At 71.2% G+C, this 16,970-nt stretch carries 11 protein-coding genes; 4 read left to right on the forward strand and 7 right to left on the reverse strand.

Annotated features, from left to right (window positions below):
* Nucleotides 1–80 precede the first annotated feature (80 nt).
* A complete protein-coding gene (locus WMF11_RS22875) occupies nucleotides 81–1,025 on the forward strand; it encodes a LysR family transcriptional regulator (RefSeq protein ID WP_437978909.1) in 945 nt (314 codons plus the stop codon).
* A 5-nt stretch (nucleotides 1,026–1,030) separates the two neighbouring features.
* Here WMF11_RS22875 and WMF11_RS22880 read toward each other — a convergent pair whose 3' ends face one another.
* Together WMF11_RS22880 and WMF11_RS22885 are read right to left on the reverse strand one after the other, a co-directional pair.
* On the reverse strand, nucleotides 1,031–2,578 hold the full coding sequence (locus tag WMF11_RS22880) for a protein kinase domain-containing protein (protein WP_437978910.1): 1,548 nt from the start codon (nucleotides 2,576–2,578) through the stop codon (nucleotides 1,031–1,033).
* A gap of 176 nt (nucleotides 2,579–2,754) precedes the next feature.
* A complete protein-coding gene (locus WMF11_RS22885; protein ID WP_437910576.1) occupies nucleotides 2,755–3,564 on the reverse strand; it encodes a hypothetical protein in 810 nt (269 codons plus the stop codon).
* A gap of 312 nt (nucleotides 3,565–3,876) precedes the next feature.
* Between WMF11_RS22885 and WMF11_RS22890 the strand changes: the two genes are divergently transcribed.
* Nucleotides 3,877–7,542, forward strand: coding sequence for a hydantoinase B/oxoprolinase family protein (locus WMF11_RS22890; RefSeq protein WP_437978911.1), 3,666 nt, complete (start codon nucleotides 3,877–3,879; stop codon nucleotides 7,540–7,542).
* Between the two features lie 235 nt (nucleotides 7,543–7,777).
* On the opposite strand, the gene WMF11_RS22895 is transcribed toward WMF11_RS22890, so the two are convergent.
* From WMF11_RS22895 to WMF11_RS22905, 3 genes are read right to left on the reverse strand one after another with little or no spacing between them, the layout of a single operon-like run.
* Nucleotides 7,778–9,778 carry a hypothetical protein gene (locus WMF11_RS22895; RefSeq protein ID WP_437978912.1) on the reverse strand — a complete coding sequence of 667 codons (2,001 nt, stop codon included), beginning with the start codon at nucleotides 9,776–9,778 and terminating at the stop codon, nucleotides 7,778–7,780.
* Nucleotides 9,775–10,002 carry a hypothetical protein gene (locus tag WMF11_RS22900; protein WP_437978913.1) on the reverse strand — a complete coding sequence of 76 codons (228 nt, stop codon included), beginning with the start codon at nucleotides 10,000–10,002 and terminating at the stop codon, nucleotides 9,775–9,777. The genes WMF11_RS22895 and WMF11_RS22900 overlap by 4 nt, the downstream gene beginning before the upstream one ends.
* 24 nt (nucleotides 10,003–10,026) lie before the next feature.
* Nucleotides 10,027–10,683, reverse strand: a complete 657-nt coding sequence (locus tag WMF11_RS22905; RefSeq protein WP_437978914.1) for a hypothetical protein — start codon at nucleotides 10,681–10,683, stop codon at nucleotides 10,027–10,029.
* Nucleotides 10,684–10,764: 81 nt separating this feature from the next.
* On the opposite strand from WMF11_RS22905, the gene WMF11_RS22910 reads away from it, so the two are divergent.
* Complete coding sequence (locus WMF11_RS22910) at nucleotides 10,765–10,977, forward strand: hypothetical protein (protein ID WP_437978915.1); 213 nt, start codon at nucleotides 10,765–10,767, stop codon at nucleotides 10,975–10,977.
* 189 nt (nucleotides 10,978–11,166) lie between these two features.
* On the opposite strand, the gene uxuA is transcribed toward WMF11_RS22910, so the two are convergent.
* Together uxuA and WMF11_RS22920 are read right to left on the reverse strand one after the other, a co-directional pair.
* Nucleotides 11,167–12,240: a mannonate dehydratase gene (gene uxuA / locus WMF11_RS22915; protein ID WP_437978916.1), complete on the reverse strand. Its 1,074-nt coding sequence runs from the start codon at nucleotides 12,238–12,240 to the stop codon at nucleotides 11,167–11,169.
* Between the two features lie 70 nt (nucleotides 12,241–12,310).
* The gene (locus WMF11_RS22920) at nucleotides 12,311–13,915 is read right to left on the reverse strand and encodes a pectinesterase family protein (protein ID WP_437978917.1); all 1,605 of its coding nucleotides are present in this window, start codon (nucleotides 13,913–13,915) and stop codon (nucleotides 12,311–12,313) included.
* A gap of 186 nt (nucleotides 13,916–14,101) precedes the next feature.
* Between WMF11_RS22920 and WMF11_RS22925 the strand changes: the two genes are divergently transcribed.
* The gene (locus WMF11_RS22925) at nucleotides 14,102–16,849 is read left to right on the forward strand and encodes a bifunctional acetate--CoA ligase family protein/GNAT family N-acetyltransferase (RefSeq protein WP_437978918.1); all 2,748 of its coding nucleotides are present in this window, start codon (nucleotides 14,102–14,104) and stop codon (nucleotides 16,847–16,849) included.
* Nucleotides 16,850–16,970: the final 121 nt, after the last annotated feature.

The raw sequence follows: 16,970 nt of genomic DNA on the forward strand, positions 1-16,970 counted from the left end.
GGGAGAGAACCTACGACTGTTCCACGGCCTTGATTAGTGTTGACCTGCAGGAAGAACAGTTCGATAGCTGGAACAATTCGATGTTGCCTGACCTCAACGAGATCGCGGTCTTCACCAGGGTCGTCCAGGCGGGCAGCTTCACGCGGGCTGCGCGCGAGCTCGGGATGCCGAAGTCGACGGTGAGCCGGAAGGTGTCCGAGCTCGAGGCGCGGCTCGGCGCGCAGCTGCTCCGGCGGACCACGCGCAAGCTCAGCCTCACGGACGTCGGCGCCGTGTACTATGAGCGCTGCGCGCGCATCGTGGCCGACGTCGACGACGCGGACCGGGCCGTGACGCAGATGCAGGACGGGGCGCGCGGGCTCCTGCGGATCACGGCGCCGCTGCATTTCGGGTGGATCGGCGGCGTGGTCGCGGAGTACCTGCGCGATCACCCCGACGCGAGCGTGGAGGTGGTCTGTACGGATCGCATCGTCGACCTGGTCGCGGAGGGGTTCGACGCGGCGCTGCGGATCGGCGCGCCCAGCGACACCTCGCTCGTCGCGCGCCGCCTCGGGGCGCTCCCGCGCTGCCTCGTGGCGGCCCCCGGGTACATCGCGCGCCGCGGCGCCCCGCGCGCGCCGGAGGACCTCGCGGGCCACGACGTCCTCGTGTCCGCGGGGGCGCGCGCGGGGGAGGCGCCCGGCGCGCGGTGGGTGCTCCACCGCGGCGCGCGGCGCGCGGAGGTGCGCGTGACGCCGCGGGCGACGGCGAACAACCTCGAGGTGCTCCACCGGATCGTGCTCGCGGGCGTGGGCATCGGGATGCTGCCGGCCATGCGCTGCGAGCTGGACGTGCGCGAGGGGCGCCTCTCGCGCGTGCTCGACGGGTGGAGCCCGGCCGACGTGCCGCTCCACGCCGTTTATCCAGGCACGCGACACCTGTCGCCGAAGGTGAAGGTGTTCCTCGACCTCGTGCGTGAGCGCATGAGCCCTGCGCTGCGCAACCGGCAGGAGGACGGAGCGGGCGCTGCTCGGAGCAGCGCATGAGGAGGTCACATGTGCTCGGTAGGATCGTCCCGAGGGATCCGGGGCCTCGGCGGCAGCGGCGCCCGTTTTCTGGCGGACGATGACACCGCCGGCGGCGTGCGCACGGGCGCGCTGGTCGGCGCCTCGGAGGCTGCTGTCGCGCCCGGCGCGGCCATCGCGCTGTGGGAGGGCGGCGGAGGCTCCGGTGACGCTGTCGACGGCGCGGCTGCGGGCAGCGCGGGCGTGGAGGCAGGCGAGGCCGCCGGGTCGGGCCGCGACGCCGGTTCGCCGTCCGGCGCGGGGGCGCGAAGGACCGCGTACGTGACGAGCCCCAGGGCGAGCGCGCTCGCGCCCAGGGCCAGCGAGATCCAGGCGCGGCGGCTGTCGGCTTTCCGCGGGGCGAGGGTGTTTCCTGCCGACGTCAATGTGCTGATGGACCCCTGGAACGCCGGCGTGGCGCTTTCCGAGGCGCCACCGCTAGGAGAGCCGTGGAAGGGGGACCCTGCTTGGTTCCGCAGCGTGGGCATTGACGCGCTGGAGGCGGCGCCCATCGTGCCGGGGCTCGGTCCCATCATTCTCGCTGCATCTGGACCCGTCCCTGACGCGTCTGGACGCGCCCCGATCGCATCTGGGCTCGCGGCCATCGTGCCGCCGCGGACGGCGAGCAGCGGAGGCGGGCCCTCCGCGGGAACCGACGGCTGGAGAGGTCGGGTCTCCGACCCCGCCGCGGAGGCCGCCGCGCCGAGCGCCTCGGCGAGCTCGCTCGCGCCCTGGAACCGATGCGCCGGGTCGCGCGCGAGCGCGCGCGAGAAGAACCCATCCACTGAGGGCCCGAGCTCCGGCACGACGCTGGACGCGGGGGGGACATCCTCCGTGCAGATCGCCACGAACACCTCGCCGATCTCTTCACCCGGGAACGGGAGACGGCCGGTGAGGCAGCGATAGGCGATCACGCCGACGGACCAGAGATCGCTGCGCCAGTCGAGGGTCTTGCTGCGGCGCACCTGCTCGGGGCTCATGTAGTAAGGCGAGCCGACGAGCGTGCCTGTCTTCGTCTCGTTGCCGGCCAGCAGCGTGCCCTGGGCCTTGGCGATCCCGAAGTCGAGGACCTTCACGAGCTCGTCCTCGTCCTGCCGCGAGAGGAAGAGGTTCGCGGGCTTGAGGTCGCGGTGGACGATCCCCGCCTCGTGCGCGCGACGCAGGGCCTTGCACACCTGCGTGACGATGCCGAGCGTGGCCGCGGTGGAGAGGCGCCCCTCCCGCGAGAGCCGCGTCTCGAGATCCTCGCCGTCGAGGAGCTCCATCACGAGGAAAGGCGTGTCGCCCTCGAGACCGTAATCGTGCACGTGCACGACGTTCGGTATCTTGAGCTGCGCCGCGGCCCTCGCCTCCCGCTCGAAGCGCGCCCGCGCGGCGGACGAGGCGGCGTACTCGGGCGCCATGAGCTTGACCGCGACCGTGGCGTCGAGCTGGAGGTGCCGGGCCACCCAGATCGCCCCCATCCCGCCCCGCGCGAGCATCCGCTCGAGGCGGTATCTTCCGGCGACGACGCTGCCTTCTGCGAGCGAATTCATGAGCCTCGGCCTCTCGCTGGGAACGCGCGCCCCAGGGGCTCAGAGTCGAGCAGCCGGGGCGCCTCGCGCCCAACGAAGCAAACGAACGACCCCACGGCAACAGGGATCCGACCCGGACCGCGCGCCGCTTGCTTGCGGCTCGACCGGATCGCCGCGCTCGCGGCGCCGCGCGCCGCCTACTTGCGCCTCGGCCGTGTCGCCGAGCTCGCGGCGTCGCGCGCCGCGGGGGCGCCTCGCCCGGCGCCCTGCGGCGCGCGGAGATCGCTCGCGCGCGCCCGCCGCGCGGGAGGGCTGCCCTGCGCCGTCAGCGCCTCCAAGGCGGCGCGCAGCTCGGCGCGCACGTGCGGGCCGAGGAGCTTCTCCGCCATGGCGCTCAGGCGTCCCGCGAACGCGGCCATGATGCAGCCCGCGCGCTGGTCGTCGCGCTCCGGCGCCCCCGAGCGCCGGTAGTGCCGCGCGTAGTCGCCCGTGATCGCCCCGAGATCGCCGCCGACGTGGACCGCCTGCCGCATGAAGAGCCGCGCGGCGCGCTCGTTGGTGATCGACGGCATCTGCGCCAGGGTCAGGGCGACCTCGGTCCTGCCCACGGCGAGCAGCATGGAGACCACCCGCTGGCGCGCGAGCTCGACGAGCCTCGGCGCGAGGGTGTGCTCGTCGAAGACGTGGACGTGCGCCGGCACGAGCGCTTCGCCCTCCGTGCCGAGCTCGCTCAGGAACGCGTTCAGCACCGGCGAGCGCGTCGGCGCGGCGCACACGTACTCCCGCGCGCCGCCCGCGTTCGAGGGGCCACCCGGCGGGTGGGGGCCAGCGGCGGGCTTCGCGCGCGGCCCAGATCGCGCTGACCGCACCCCTCGTGACCGCTCGAAGTGCCGCTCCGCGCTCCCCGCGCGCTCGTTCTCCGCGGCAGCGTCCGTCGCGCCGAGCAGCGCGGCCAGCCCCGCCGCGTGGGCGGCGGTGACGTGCGGAGGAGGTTGCTTGCTGGACATTCGAGCAGATCCTCTCGTTTCGAGGGCTGATGGAGCGCTTATCACGCCGCACGAACGGTTGTACAGCGCTGAACGCCGGTTCCCGGGCGGGCGTACGCGGCCATGAGGTCGTGGCGAGGCGGCAGGCCGCGCGGGGCGACGGCGCGGCGCCCCCCTTGCGCGCGGCGGGGTGCTGCGAGCTTCCATCGGCATGGGCGGGGCCACCCTCCCGACGGTTGAAGATTGTTCAATGAAAACTTAGTCTTGCCGCCCTTCGGCTGGCAGGACGGGGCGGAGCGCGGCGGAGGAGGCGGCCGGCAAGGAGCGGGTTCCATGACCTCGACCTCGCACAAGTGGCAGTTCTGGATCGATCGCGGAGGCACGTTCACGGACGTCGTGGCCCGGCGGCCCGACGGCTCGCTCACCACCGCCAAGCTCCTGTCGGAGAACCCGGAGCAGTACGCCGACGCGGCGGTCGAGGGGATCCGCCGCCTGCTCGGCCTCGCGCCCGGTCAGGTCATCTCTGCCGCCGAGGTCGAGTGCGTGAAGATGGGCACCACGGTGGCCACGAACGCGCTGCTCGAGCGCAAGGGGGACCGCACCATGCTGGTCACCACGCGCGGCTTCCGCGACGCGCTGCGCATCGGCTACCAGAACCGCCCTCGCCTGTTCGATCGCCACATCGCGCTGCACGACCTGCTCTACGAGCGCGTGATCGAGGCCCGCGAGCGCGTCGGCGCGCGCGGCGAGGTGGCCGAGCCGCTCGACGGCGAGGCGCTGCGCGGCCCGCTCTCGGAGGCGTTCGAGGCCGGCATCCGCGCCTGCGCGATCGTCTTCATGCACGGCTACCGGTTCGCCGCGCACGAGCGGCGGGCGGCCGAGATCGCGCGCGAGGTCGGCTTCACCCAGGTCTCCGCGTCGCACGAGGTGAGCCCGCTGATGAAGCTCGTCTCGCGCGGCGACACCACGGTGGTCGACGCGTACCTGTCGCCCATCCTGCGCCGCTACGTCGAGCAGGTGGCCAGCCAGATGCCCGGCGTGCCGCTCTACTTCATGCAGTCGAGCGGCGGGCTGACGCTGGCCGGCCGCTTCCAGGGCAAGGACGCGATCCTGAGCGGCCCGGCGGGCGGCATCGTCGGCATGGTGCGCACCGCGCTCGCGGGCGGGCACGAGAAGGTGATCGGCTTCGACATGGGCGGCACCTCGACCGACGTGTCGCACTACGCCGGCGAGCTCGAGCGCGCCTTCGAGACGCAGGTGGCCGGCGTCCGGATGCGCGCGCCGATGATGAGCATCCACACCGTGGCCGCGGGGGGCGGCTCGCTCCTCGGCTTCGACGGCGCGCGGCTGCGCGTGGGGCCGGAGTCGGCCGGCGCGAACCCGGGGCCGGCGTGCTACCGCCGCGGCGGGCGGCTGGCCGTCACCGACGCGAACGTGATGCTCGGCAAGATCCAGCCGGAGTTCTTCCCGCACGTGTTCGGCCCGGACGCCGACGCGCCGCTCGACCGCGAGGTCGTCGAGCAGCGCTTCCGGGCCATGGCGGCCGACGTGCAGCGCGACACGTCGCGCCCGATCACGCCCGAGCAGCTGGCCGAGGGCTTCCTGCAGATCGCCGTCGCGAACATGGCCAACGCGGTGAAGAAGATCTCGGTGGCGCGCGGGCACGACGTCACCCAGTACACCCTGCAATGCTTCGGCGGCGCCGGCGGCCAGCACGCGTGCGCCGTGGCCGACGCGCTCGGCATGCGCCGCGTCTTCGTCCACCCGCTCGCGGGGGTCCTGTCCGCCTACGGCATGGGCCTCTCGGACCAGAGCGCGATCCGCGAGGCGGCCGTGGAGCGGCGCCTCGACGAGGCGGGGCTCTGCGCGGCGCGCGAGGCGCTCGCGCGCATCGGCCGCGACGCGGAGGCCGAGCTCGTGGGGCAAGGGTCCTCGCCGGAGCGGGTGCGGCTCGTCCGGCGCGTCCACGTGCACTACGAGGGCACCGACACCGCCCTCGTCGTGCCCGACGGCAGCGCAGAGGCGATCCGCGCCGCCTTCGACGCGGCCTACCGCAGGCGGTTCGCCTTCCTGATGCCGGACAAGGCGCTCGTCCTGGAGAGCGTCTCCGTGGAGGCGATCGGCCCGGGCGAGGCCGCCGAGGAGCGGCCCGCGGAGGCGCGCCCGCACCGCCCCGAGGCCGACGCCCGGGTGAGGATGTACGCCGAGGGGGCGCTCCACGACGCGGCGCTGTACCGGCGCGAGCGGCTCGGGCGCGGCGCGGTGATCGACGGGCCGGCCATCGTGGCCGAGGCCAACGCGACGACCGTCGTCGAGCCGGGCTGGCGGGCCGAGATCACCGCGCTCGGCCACATGGTGCTCACCCGGGTGGCGCCGCGCCCGGAGCGGCGCGCGGTGGGCACCGAGGTCGACCCGGTGATGCTGGAGGTGTTCAACAACCTGTTCATGAACATCGCCGAGCAGATGGGCCTGCGGCTCCAGAACACCGCCCACTCGGTCAACATCAAGGAGCGGCTCGACTTCTCGTGCGCGCTGTTCGACGCGGAGGGCAGCCTGATCGCGAACGCGCCGCACATGCCGGTGCACCTCGGCTCGATGGGCGAGTCGATCAAGACCGTGATCGCGCGGAACCCGGGGATGAAGCCGGGGGACGTCTACGCGCTCAACGATCCGTACCGCGGCGGCACCCACCTGCCGGACGTGACCGTGGTCACGCCGGTGTGGGACGAGGCGGGCGCTCACGTGCTGTTCTACGTGGCGTCGCGCGGCCATCACGCGGACATCGGCGGCATCACGCCGGGCTCGATGCCGCCGTTCTCCAGGACGATCGAGGAGGAGGGCGTGCTCCTCGACAACGTGAAGCTGGTCGAGGCCGGCCGGCTCCGCGAGGCGGAGATCCTGGCGCTGCTCGGCGCAGGGCCGTACCCGGCGCGCAACCCGCAGCAGAACCTGGCCGACCTGCGCGCGCAGATCGCGGCGAACGAGAAGGGCGCGCAGGAGCTCGCCGCGATGGTGGCGCAGTTCGGCCTCCCGACGGTGCAGGCCTACATGAAGCACGTGCAGGACAACGCCGAGGAGAGCGTGCGCCTCGCGATCGCGCGGCTCGACCCGGCGCTCCTCCACGACGGGCGCTTCTCGCTGCCGCTCGACAACGGCGCGACGATCGAGGTGGCCCTCCGGATCGACCGGGAGCGCCGCGCGGCGGTCGTGGACTTCACCGGCACGTCCGGGCAGATGGAGAACAACTTCAACGCGCCCCGCGCTGTGACGATGGCCGCGGTGCTCTACGTCTTCCGCACGCTCGTGGACGACGACATCCCGCTCAACGCGGGCTGCCTGAAGCCGATCGAGGTCGTCATCCCCGAGGGCTCGATGCTGAGCCCGCGCCCGCCGGCCGCGGTGGTGGCGGGCAACGTCGAGGTGTCGACCTGCGTCACGAACGCGCTGTACGGGGCCCTCGGCGTGCTCGCGAGCAGCCAGCCGACGATGAACAACTTCACGTTCGGCAACGAGCGGCTCCAGTACTACGAGACGATCTCGGGCGGCTCGGGGGCAGGCATCGAGATCGGCGGAAGCGGCGGCGGCAGCGCGCGCGCCGACCGCGGCTTCGCGGGGACGAGCGTCGTGCAGACGCACATGACGAACTCGCGCCTGACGGATCCGGAGGTGCTGGAGCACCGCTTCCCGGTGCGGCTGGATCGCTACGAGATCCGCGAGGGCTCGGGCGGGGCCGGGCGCTTTCCTGGCGGGAACGGCGGCACGCGCGCCGTGCGCTTCCTGGAGCCGATGACGGCGTCGATCCTGTCGAACGGGCGCTCGACGGCCGCGTTCGGCCTGGCGGGCGGGCAGGCGGGCGCGCCCGGGCGCAACCTGGTGGTGCGCGCGGACGGCTCGGTCGAGGTGCTGGGGCACATCGGATCGGTCGAGATGGGGAGCGGCGATGTGTTCGTGATCGAGACGCCGGGGGGCGGCGGGTACGGAGCGCCGGAGGGCGGCTAAGGGAGCGCCTAGGGCGACAAACGGGTTGAAACCACGAGAAAAAGCAGGAATTTCACAGGGAGACGGGGAGGCGGGGAGCGAGAGACGGCAAGAGAAAGAAATTCATTGTTTCTTCCTCCCCGCCTCCCCGCCTCCCTGTGAAAATTCTCCGGGTTTCAACGTGATCAGTGTTCTAGGCCTGGGGCGACGCGCCCGGCGTCGGCGGCGGGCGATCGCTCTTCCGACTAGCCGCCGCTCACGCGTCGACGGGCACGGGGCTCCGATCGACGGCCAGCGCCGCGAGCCGCAGTCCGAACGCCTCGTACCGGTCGCGCGCCGCCTGCGGCATGCCCAGCGCCTCGAGGCACGCGCCTTCGCGCTCGGGCCAGGGCAGCGCGTGGTAGATGCGGCGGGCGCGACTGACGAGGTCGCGCCTCCCGGCGCCGCGCCCGACGCGCAGGAGCACCGCGGCCTGCACGAGGACGTGCCCCGAGCGAGCGAAGGCCGCCTCGAGGGCCTCCTCCGCGTCGCCGACGGCGGCGCCGCGCTGGACCGCGTACCAGAGCCGGAGGCCGGCGATCCGCGCTGCCTCGCCGGGGAGGTGGTGAGCTTCCGCCGCACGGGCGGCGTCGTCCAGCAGCACATCGAGCCGCTCCACCGAGCCGGACCGGAGCGCCGCGACGGCGACGCGGCGCACGCACGCCGCGATGAGCTCGGGCGCACCCACACGCGCGAGCGCTAGCGCACGCTCGGCCGGCTCCGTGGCCGCGTGTTCCGATCCGGCGCGCGCGAGGAGGTTGTCCGCTGCGAGCAGCTCCGCCTCGATCCGCGACCACGGAGGGGTCGCAGGCGCAACCGCGACGACCCGCGAAACGAGCGCCTTGATGGCGGCGTCCATGCGTTCGAGGCTCTCTTCTTCGAGGAGCCCGGCGCGCACGGCGAGCCGGACCCACCCGGCGCTGGCGCTGGCGCGGGTGAGCGCACCAGAGAGATCGCCGTCGGCCGCGGTCACGTCGGCGAGATCCTCGATGCCGCGAAAGGCGGCGAGCTCCCCCTGCGAACGGCGGACATTCAGGCGAAACTGGTCGGCTTGCTCGGACTTGATGGAGGCCATGACGTCGACGGCGGCCCCGAGCTCCCCTTGGCTGATGAGGAGCTCGGAGAGTGTCGCAGCGAAAGAGTGGATCCAGGCGCGGGGCCCCGCTTGCGCGATCTGACGGAGGCTATCCTGGAGCTTGTGCGTCGCCTCCTTCCAGCGCCCTTCATAGCTCAGGAGAAACGCTTCCAGCCTGTGCATAAAGAGGCGATTCTCGGTCGCGAACCAAGCTATTTGCGTCTGCCCTAACGCGTCGCGAGCTCCCCGCACGTCCTCACGGTCAAGGTAGGCGCCCACGAGCACGATGAGTTGCTGCGTGACGAAATCCGGGTTGCGCGGGTCCTCCTGCTCTGCGGCATCGTGGGCCTCACGTACCGCGGCGATCTCGCTGCCATAGTAATCCGAGAGATGCGAGAGGAGCTTGGTGTACTCCTCGCTGAACTCCTCCCGCACCGGCCCGAGCACTCGCAGCGCCTCCTGCACGTGGATACGACGCTCCTGCTTGGTGGCGCCATCGCAGCGGTGGAAGTGGAGCGCTGCCAGCATCAACCGGTCGAGTGCCACGAGCCGTTTCTTCCGCTTTAAGAGCGCGATCCCGCGGTCGAGCGCGCGGTGCGCATCATGCAGGCGATTCTGCATGATCAGATCTTTTCCGAGGGCCAGCAGCGCATCGGGCGAACGCTCGTTGGCGATCTGGTGCTCGACGTCGGGCTCAGGCTCCCGCGATGGCTCGAGATCGATGGCCTTCTGGGGTTCGATGAGGGCGACGGCGTCGCGGATCGAGTAGCAGTCCGGCGCCTCCCGCACGAAGCGCTGAAACGCCTCGAGGCCGCGCAGGCGCAGCAGGAAGCGGCATTTCCGGCTGAGGAGCTTGTCGCGGTTGAGATTGAGCGCCAGCATCGCGTCCGCCGCGGGCTCGCCGATGTGCAGAAAGACGACGCCCTCGCCCGCCGCAGCGGGCGAGTCGAACATCTGCACGACATCGCCGCCGTTCTCGAGCGTGAACTCGCCGCTCGCCTCGACGCCGATCGCGCTGCGCACGATCGGCCAGGCCGCGTCGTCTACGACGACGATCACGAAATGCCCCCGTCCCAGCGCGGCCTCGAGGCCGCGGAGCTGTTGCTCGTCCGCTCGCCGCAGCTTGCGCACGACCCGGTTCACGCCTTGTCCAGCCACTCCCAGAGCATCGGCGCCACCTCCCACCAGATACCGTCGTGGTTGTGCTCGATCACCACTGATCGCCGGGCGTATTCGAGCTGTTCCGCATCGGCCAGGAGGTGCGCCTCGCGTATGGCGCGGAGCGCCTCCCTGTCCTTGGGATAGAGCGTGGCGATAAACCTGGTCTTCTCCTCCGTGAGCGTGTCCTCCCACGCGATCTCATCCACGCGATCCTGATTGTAGAGCTGCGCCTAGATGATCGCGAACCGCAGGAGGTTGAAGAAGTCGCGCACGACCCCGCCGGAGGACAAGGCGGCTTCGCGGACGACCTCGGCGTCGAACAGCCCAGGGCCCACGCGCGCATCGAAGATGCTCCGCATGACGGCGACGCCCGTCGGGTCCTCGGCACCTGTCGGATCCAGCACGTTCGTCTTGCGCAGCACCTGGATCGGACGCAGGTGGTTGACGTTCCTTCCGAGGGCGCCGCCCGGACCGCCAAAGGTGACGGAAGGAGGCACCGTGACCAGGATGGGGACGTGCGGCGCGAGAAGTGCCCCCAGGTTCGTGTGGAAGATCTCGGTGAACTGCTCGTTCGATCGCAGCTTCTCGAGATCGTCGACGACGATGAGCACGCGGTGCGGGAGGCCGGCGTGCACCAGCGCCGTCCCGATGTCGTCGACGAGGGCGTCGATGAGCTCCACGAGCACGCTCCCCTGGGTCTCGGCAAACCCGCGGAACTCGCGGCGGCGACCTTGCTCCACGGCGAGTTCCTGGCTGAGCTTGACGAAGAAGAGGTCGAAGCTCAGGCCAAACTTCCCGCCCTTCTGCACGAGCCCGGTCGGACCGTAGAGCGCGGCGTCGAGCCGCTGCAGGATGCCGAGCCATCGGTCCGACCGATCGAACGTCACCAGCGTCGTGTCGGCGCTGGCACGCGCGTAGAGCTGCGCCGCGATCAGGAACAGGAGCTCGTGCGAGGCGAGGCTTGGCTGGTGCTCCAGCTCGATGTCGAACGCGACGATGTAAAAGCGCTGCAGGATGCCGTGGTCGGCGAGGAGCCGCTTGAGCTCTGTGCTCTTGCCGCTGCCGATGTGCCCCGACAGGAAGAAGCGGTCCCGTTCGCTCGACTTGAGGAGCTGGCCCCGCAGCCGCGCGAGGGGCGGCAGATGACGCCCCTGCCGACCGGGATGGTGGTCTGCACGTAGACCGGGTCATCGGGCTCGAGCGCCTTGAGTTCGAGGGCCTGGTAGGCGTCGTCGAGGGTCGTGGCAGGCACGGTGCCGACACTCTAGCCCCCGCGGCACGGGAAGTGAAAGGTCGCGACCGGCGGTCGGCGTCCGCGACGGACCCCCGGCCGACGCCGGCGTCCCCGCCTCCCCTGCCCGCTTACCCGTTCATCCGGCGGTGGGCGCCTTGGCGGCGGGTCCGGGCGAGAGCTTGCACGTCGCCTCCCACAGCCCATTGAGATACACGAGGCCCAGCGCGCGGTCGTACAGCCCATATCCCGGCTTGCCGGTCTCACCCCAGATCATGCGGCCGTGGTCCGGGCGCACGTAGCCGTCGAAGCCGACGTCATGGTACGCCTTCACGATGGCGGCCATGTCGAGCGACCCCTCACAGGACAGGTGGGAAGATTCGAAGAAGGTGCCATTCTCCTGGACCGCCACGTTGCGCAGGTGACCGAAGGGAATGCGGCCCATGCCGCCGAACTCGCGCACCAGCGATACGATGTTGTTGCACAGATCGGCGCCCAGCGAGCCGGAGCACAGCGTGATGCCGTTGGCCGGAGAGTCGACGGTCTTCACCAGGCGCATCAGATCGTCGCGGTTCTTGACGATGCGCGGCAGGCCGAAGATCGGCCGGGGCGGGTCGTCCGGATGCATGGCCATCCGGACGCCGACCTCCTCGGCGACCGGGATGACGCGCCGGAGGAAGTGCTCCAGGTGCTCCCATAGCGCCCCTTCGCCGACGTTTTTGTACTCGTCGAGGACGGCGCGGAGCTGCTCCGGCTTGTAGCTCGCGTCCCAGCCAGGCAGCGAGATGCCTTGTTCCGGATCGATCCCGGCCACCGCCGCGGCGTCGAAGGCCAGGGTCAGCGAGCCGTCGGGCAGCTCTCTGGCCATCTCGGTGCGGGTCCAGTCGAAGACCGGCATGAAGTTGTAGCAGATCACCTTCACGCCGGCGGCCGCGCAGTTGCGGATGTTCTGGCAGAAGTTGTCGATCAGCCGCTCGCGGGTCGGCTTGCCGAGCTTGATGTCCTCGTGCACCGGCACGCTCTCCACCACCTCGAACCGGAGGCCGACGCCCTCGACGCGCGCCCTGAGCGCCTGCAGCCGCTCGACCGGCCACACCTCGCCCACCGGCACATCGCAAATAGCCGAGACGATGCCGTAGATGCCCGGGATCTGACGGATGTACTCGAGCTTCACGGGGTCGTTCTCGCCGTACCAGCGAAAGGTCATCTTCATCGTTCCGGTCCTTCCAGCGTCACGGGTCATCCCGCGCAGAGCTCAGGGTTCGATGCGCCGCGCGGCCGGCTCAGTTCGGAGGGACCCAGCCGCCGAGCACGACCGCTGGATCGCGCATCATCGCCGCTTGCTGCGCGGAGATCTGCGTCGATCCGGCGACACGCCCGCTGGTGTCGATGAGGCGTCCATCCGCGTCCCGGCTCTGGTACTCCCAGAAGCGGAGGGTGCGCGGAGGAGACCCGCCCGTGATCGTCCACCCCGCCCGCGAGATGTGGCTGCCGAGCGTGCAGTTGACGTACGCGACGTGGCTCGCCGGATACTGGCTCACGTCGATCCTCGCCAGCGTGTTCCCCGTGATGCCCGCGTCGCTCGTGATGCGCGAGTCGACGAAGACATAGCCGTAGCCGGCGTCGCCGTTGCGCGCCTGCACGATGTAGCCGGATCGACCGACCGTCTTGATCTCGCACCGGTTGAAATACGCCGCGCCCGTGCCCCACACGAAGTCGACGTTGCCTGAGATCGTGCAGTTGTCCGCGTAGAGGCGCCCGGACCAGAGCAGCGTGTCCTGGAGGCTCAGGATGTCGGCGTCACGCACGACGCACCTGTCACAGTCCTGGAGTCGCAGCGCCTCCGCCTGGGAGCCGCCCTGCGGCGTCAGGTTGTGGATGGTGAGGTTCTCGATGATGAGGTCGCTCACCTTGTCGGCGCCGACGAGCGCGCGCCCCCTGGTGCTCGGGTTCAGGTTGTTGTTGTTCGTACCCGAGAGGACCGTGCCTTTGCGATCGGCCCCGCGCAGCGTGATCTTGTGTTTGCCCTCGAAGTAGACGACCCCGTGGTGGGTCCCGCGCTGAACGGTGATGAGCACGCTGTCCCTGTTGTTCGCCGGGACCGCGTCGAGCGCGCCTTGCACCGAGCAGAAGTCGCCGGAGCCGTCGAGCGCAACATCGAGCGACGAGACGCTCGACGGGCCTGCGTCCGCCGTGTCGAAGCGCCACGCCGTCGCGTCCGCGATAGCGAACGAGCCGCCCCCCGGGGGGACGATGGCGCCGGGGTCGACCGTGACGTAGTAGGACTGGCCGTAGTCGAGCGCGCGCGACGGCAAGGACACGACAGCATCGTTGCCGTCCACGTACGCCGGGCGAGGTACGTTGAACGTCCTGCCGCCGATCGTGGCGCTCACGGTCATCGAGGCCATGTCGACCGTCGCGACCGCCGCGCCCGGCCGGGCGGCGTTGAACACGCGAACGGCGCCCGCGCTGCCCAGCTTCGGAGCGCCGGGGAACGTGATGCGGAGCGGCGGATCCGGGCACAGCCCCCGGGCGCCCGGCGCGGGGAACAGCGCGCTCACGCCGGCTGGGAGGTCGACCGGGCCCGCGCCGCCGCCGCCCTGGCTCGCGCCGGTGCCCTCGCCGCCGCCGCCGGCCGCGCCGGCGCCGCCCTCTCCCGCGCCGCCCGACGCCGCGCTGCTGGTCGACCCGCCGCCGCCCGAAGCCGCGCCGCTCGTCGACCCGCCGCCGGTCGATCCGCCGCTGGTCGAAGCGCCGGCCGTCGAGGCGCCGGCCGTCGAGGCGCCGCTGGACGCCTCGGCGCTTGTGTCGTCCGCCGTCCCAGCGCCCTCGCAGGCGATCGAACACAGACCGAGGAGCCCGAAGAGAAAAAGTCGAGAGCGGATCATGGCGCCGGCGCAGGGTATCAAGGCGCTGCGCGGCCTGGCAATCTGCGTTCAGGGCACGGAACGTGCCCCCTGCTGTGTTCGCAGAGACTCCCCATGCGCCAAGGCCGGCCGTGTGGCACGACGGCCATCGTCGTTCCGGCGCAACGGCCCCTGGTGCGTTCGCCCCATCCACCCTCGAGGAGCTTCATGGCTGACTCCGTACCCATGACCGACCGTGCCCACGATGTCCTTCGTCAGGAGCCTCAGAGCCTCGACCCCATCTTCAGGCCGCGGAACGTCGCGGTCATCGGCGCGACCGAGAACAGCGGCGCCGTCGGCCGCACGCTCCTCTGGAACCTGATCAGCAACCCGTTCGGCGGCACCGTCTATCCGGTGAACCCGAAGCGGCAGAGCGTCCTCGGCATCAAGGCCTATCCGAGCATCGCGGCCGTGCCGGCGAAGGTGGATCTCGCGGTCCTCGTCACGCCCGCCGGGAGCGTGCCGGGCCTCATCGGCGAATGCGTGGACGCCGGCGTCCCCGGCGCGATCATCATCTCGGCGGGGTTCAAGGAGATGGGCCCCCCGGGCGTCCAGCTCGAGCGGCAGATCATGGATCGCGCCCGCGGGAAGATGCGCATCATCGGCCCGAACTGCCTGGGCGTCATGAACCCGATCGGCGGGCTCAACGCGACGTTCGCGAAGGGGCAGGCGCGGCCGGGCAAGGTCGCGTTCATCAGCCAGTCCGGCGCGCTCTGCACCGCGGTGCTCGACTGGAGCCTCAAGGAGCAGGTCGGCTTCAGCGCGTTCGTCAGCGTCGGCTCGATGCTCGACGTCGGCTGGGGCGACCTGATCGACCACCTCGGCAACGACCCCAAGACGAGCAGCATCCTCATCTACATGGAGTCGATCGGCGACCCGCGCGACGCGCGAGCGTTCCTGTCGGCCGCCCGCGAGGTGGCGCTCACCAAGCCGATCATCGTGATCAAGCCAGGCCGCAGCGAGGCGGCGGCGAAGGCGGCCGCCTCGCACACCGGCTCGCTCACCGGCTCGGACGAGGTGCTCGACGCGGCGTTCCGGCGCGTGGGCGTGCTGCGCGTGAACGACATCGCGGACCTGTTCTCCATGGCCGAGACGCTGGCCAAGCAGCCGCGGCCCCGCGGCAATCGGCTGTGCATCGTCACCAACGCCGGCGGCCCGGGCGTGCTGGCGGCGGACGCGCTCGTCGCGAACGGCGGCGAGCTGGCGCCGCTCTCGCCGGAGACCCTGGGCGAGCTGAGCGGCTTCCTCCCCGCCGCGTGGAGCCGCAACAACCCGGTCGACGTGCTCGGCGACGCCGGCGAAGACCGCTACGCGAAGGCCCTGGAGATCTGCGCGAAGGACCCGAACAACGACGGCGTGCTCGTCATCCTCACGCCGCAGGACATGACCGAGCCGACCCAGACCGCCGAGGCGCTGCGCAAGCACGCGCACGTCGACGGCAAGCCCGTCCTCGCCAGCTGGATGGGCGGCGTGGAGGTGGAGGCGGGCAAAGCCATCTTGAACCGCGCCGGGGTCCCGACGTTCGAGTACCCCGACACCGCCGCTCGCTCGTTCTGCTCGATGTTCCGTTACGCGTACGCCCTCCGCGCCCTGTACGAGACGCCGAGCACGGACGAGCGGGCGCTGAACGTCGATCGCGAGAGGGCCAGGGAGCTCATCGCCGGCGTCCGCGCGTCGGGCCGGACGCTCCTGGATGAGGTGGAGTCGAAGCAGCTCATGGCGGCGTACGGCATCCCGACGGTGCCGACGGCCGTCGCGAGGAGCGCGGACGAGGCCATCGCCATGGCCAGGGAGATGGGGTATCCGGCCGTCCTCAAGCTGTACAGCGCGACGATCACCCACAAGACCGACGTGGGCGGCGTGAAGCTCGGTCTGCGCGACGATGACGCCGTACGCAGGGCGTTCGAGGAGATCCAGGAGAGCGTCTCGCGCCTGGCCGGCGCGCAGCACTTCCAGGGCGTGACGGTCCAGCCGATGATCTCGCTGAAGGACGCCTACGAGATCATCCTCGGCAGCTCGGTCGATCCGCAGTTCGGCCCGGTGCTCCTGTTCGGGGCCGGCGGGCAGCTCGTCGAGATCTTCAAGGACCGCTCGCTCGGCCTGCCGCCGCTCAACGCGACGCTGGCGCGGCGCATGATGGAGCAGACGAGGATCTACCGCGCGCTCCAAGGCGTGCGCGGCCGCAAGCCGGTGGACCTCACGATGCTCGAGCACCTGCTCGTGAGGTTCTCGCAGCTCGTGATCGAGCAGCGATGGATAAGCGAGATCGACATCAACCCGCTCTCCGTGAACGCGGAGGGGGCCATCGCCCTCGACGCCCGCGTCGTCCTGCACCCGCCGGACACGCCGGAGTCCGCGCTCCCCCGGTCGGCGATCCGCGAGTATCCCACCCAGTATGTGACGGAGCTCAAGAGCAAGGACGGGCAGGCGTCGTTCACGATTCGGCCCATCCGCCCCGAGGACGAGCCGCAGATGGTCGAGTTCCACAAGAAGCTGTCCGAGCGGACCGTGCGGCTCCGGTATTTCTACCCGATGCAGCTCGACCTGCGCACCGCGCACGAGCGGCTGACGCGCGTCTGCTTCGCGGACTACGACCGCGAGATGGCGCTCGTCGTCGAGAAGCCGCCCGCGGGCGGCGCGCAGCGGCAGATCATCGGCGTCGGCCGGCTGAGCAAGCTGCCAGGCACGCGCGACGCGGAGTTCGCCCTGCTGATCAGCGACGAGCACCAGAGGCAGGGGCTCGGTTCCCGGCTGCTGGGCCTCCTCGTCCAGATCGGCCGCGACGAGGGGCTCTCCCGCATCAGCGCCGACATCCTGGCCGAGAACGTGGAGATGCAGCGCGTGGCGCAGAAGCTCGGCTTCCGGGTGACCCGCGAGATCGGGGACTCGACCGCGAGGGCGGAGCTGACGCTGTAGGCGCGATAAGGTCCTGTGCGACAGCCGCGCTGCTGGAGCCCTCGTGGGAACGTGGGGGAGCGGCGCGGCCGGGCACGCACGTGGCGCTTCCCGCCGCGTACGAGACATGCGCATGCTCGGG

The organism is Sorangium sp. So ce295 (assembly GCF_051527405.1).
GTDB classification, from domain to species: Bacteria; Myxococcota_A; Polyangia; order Polyangiales; family Polyangiaceae; genus Sorangium; species Sorangium cellulosum_B.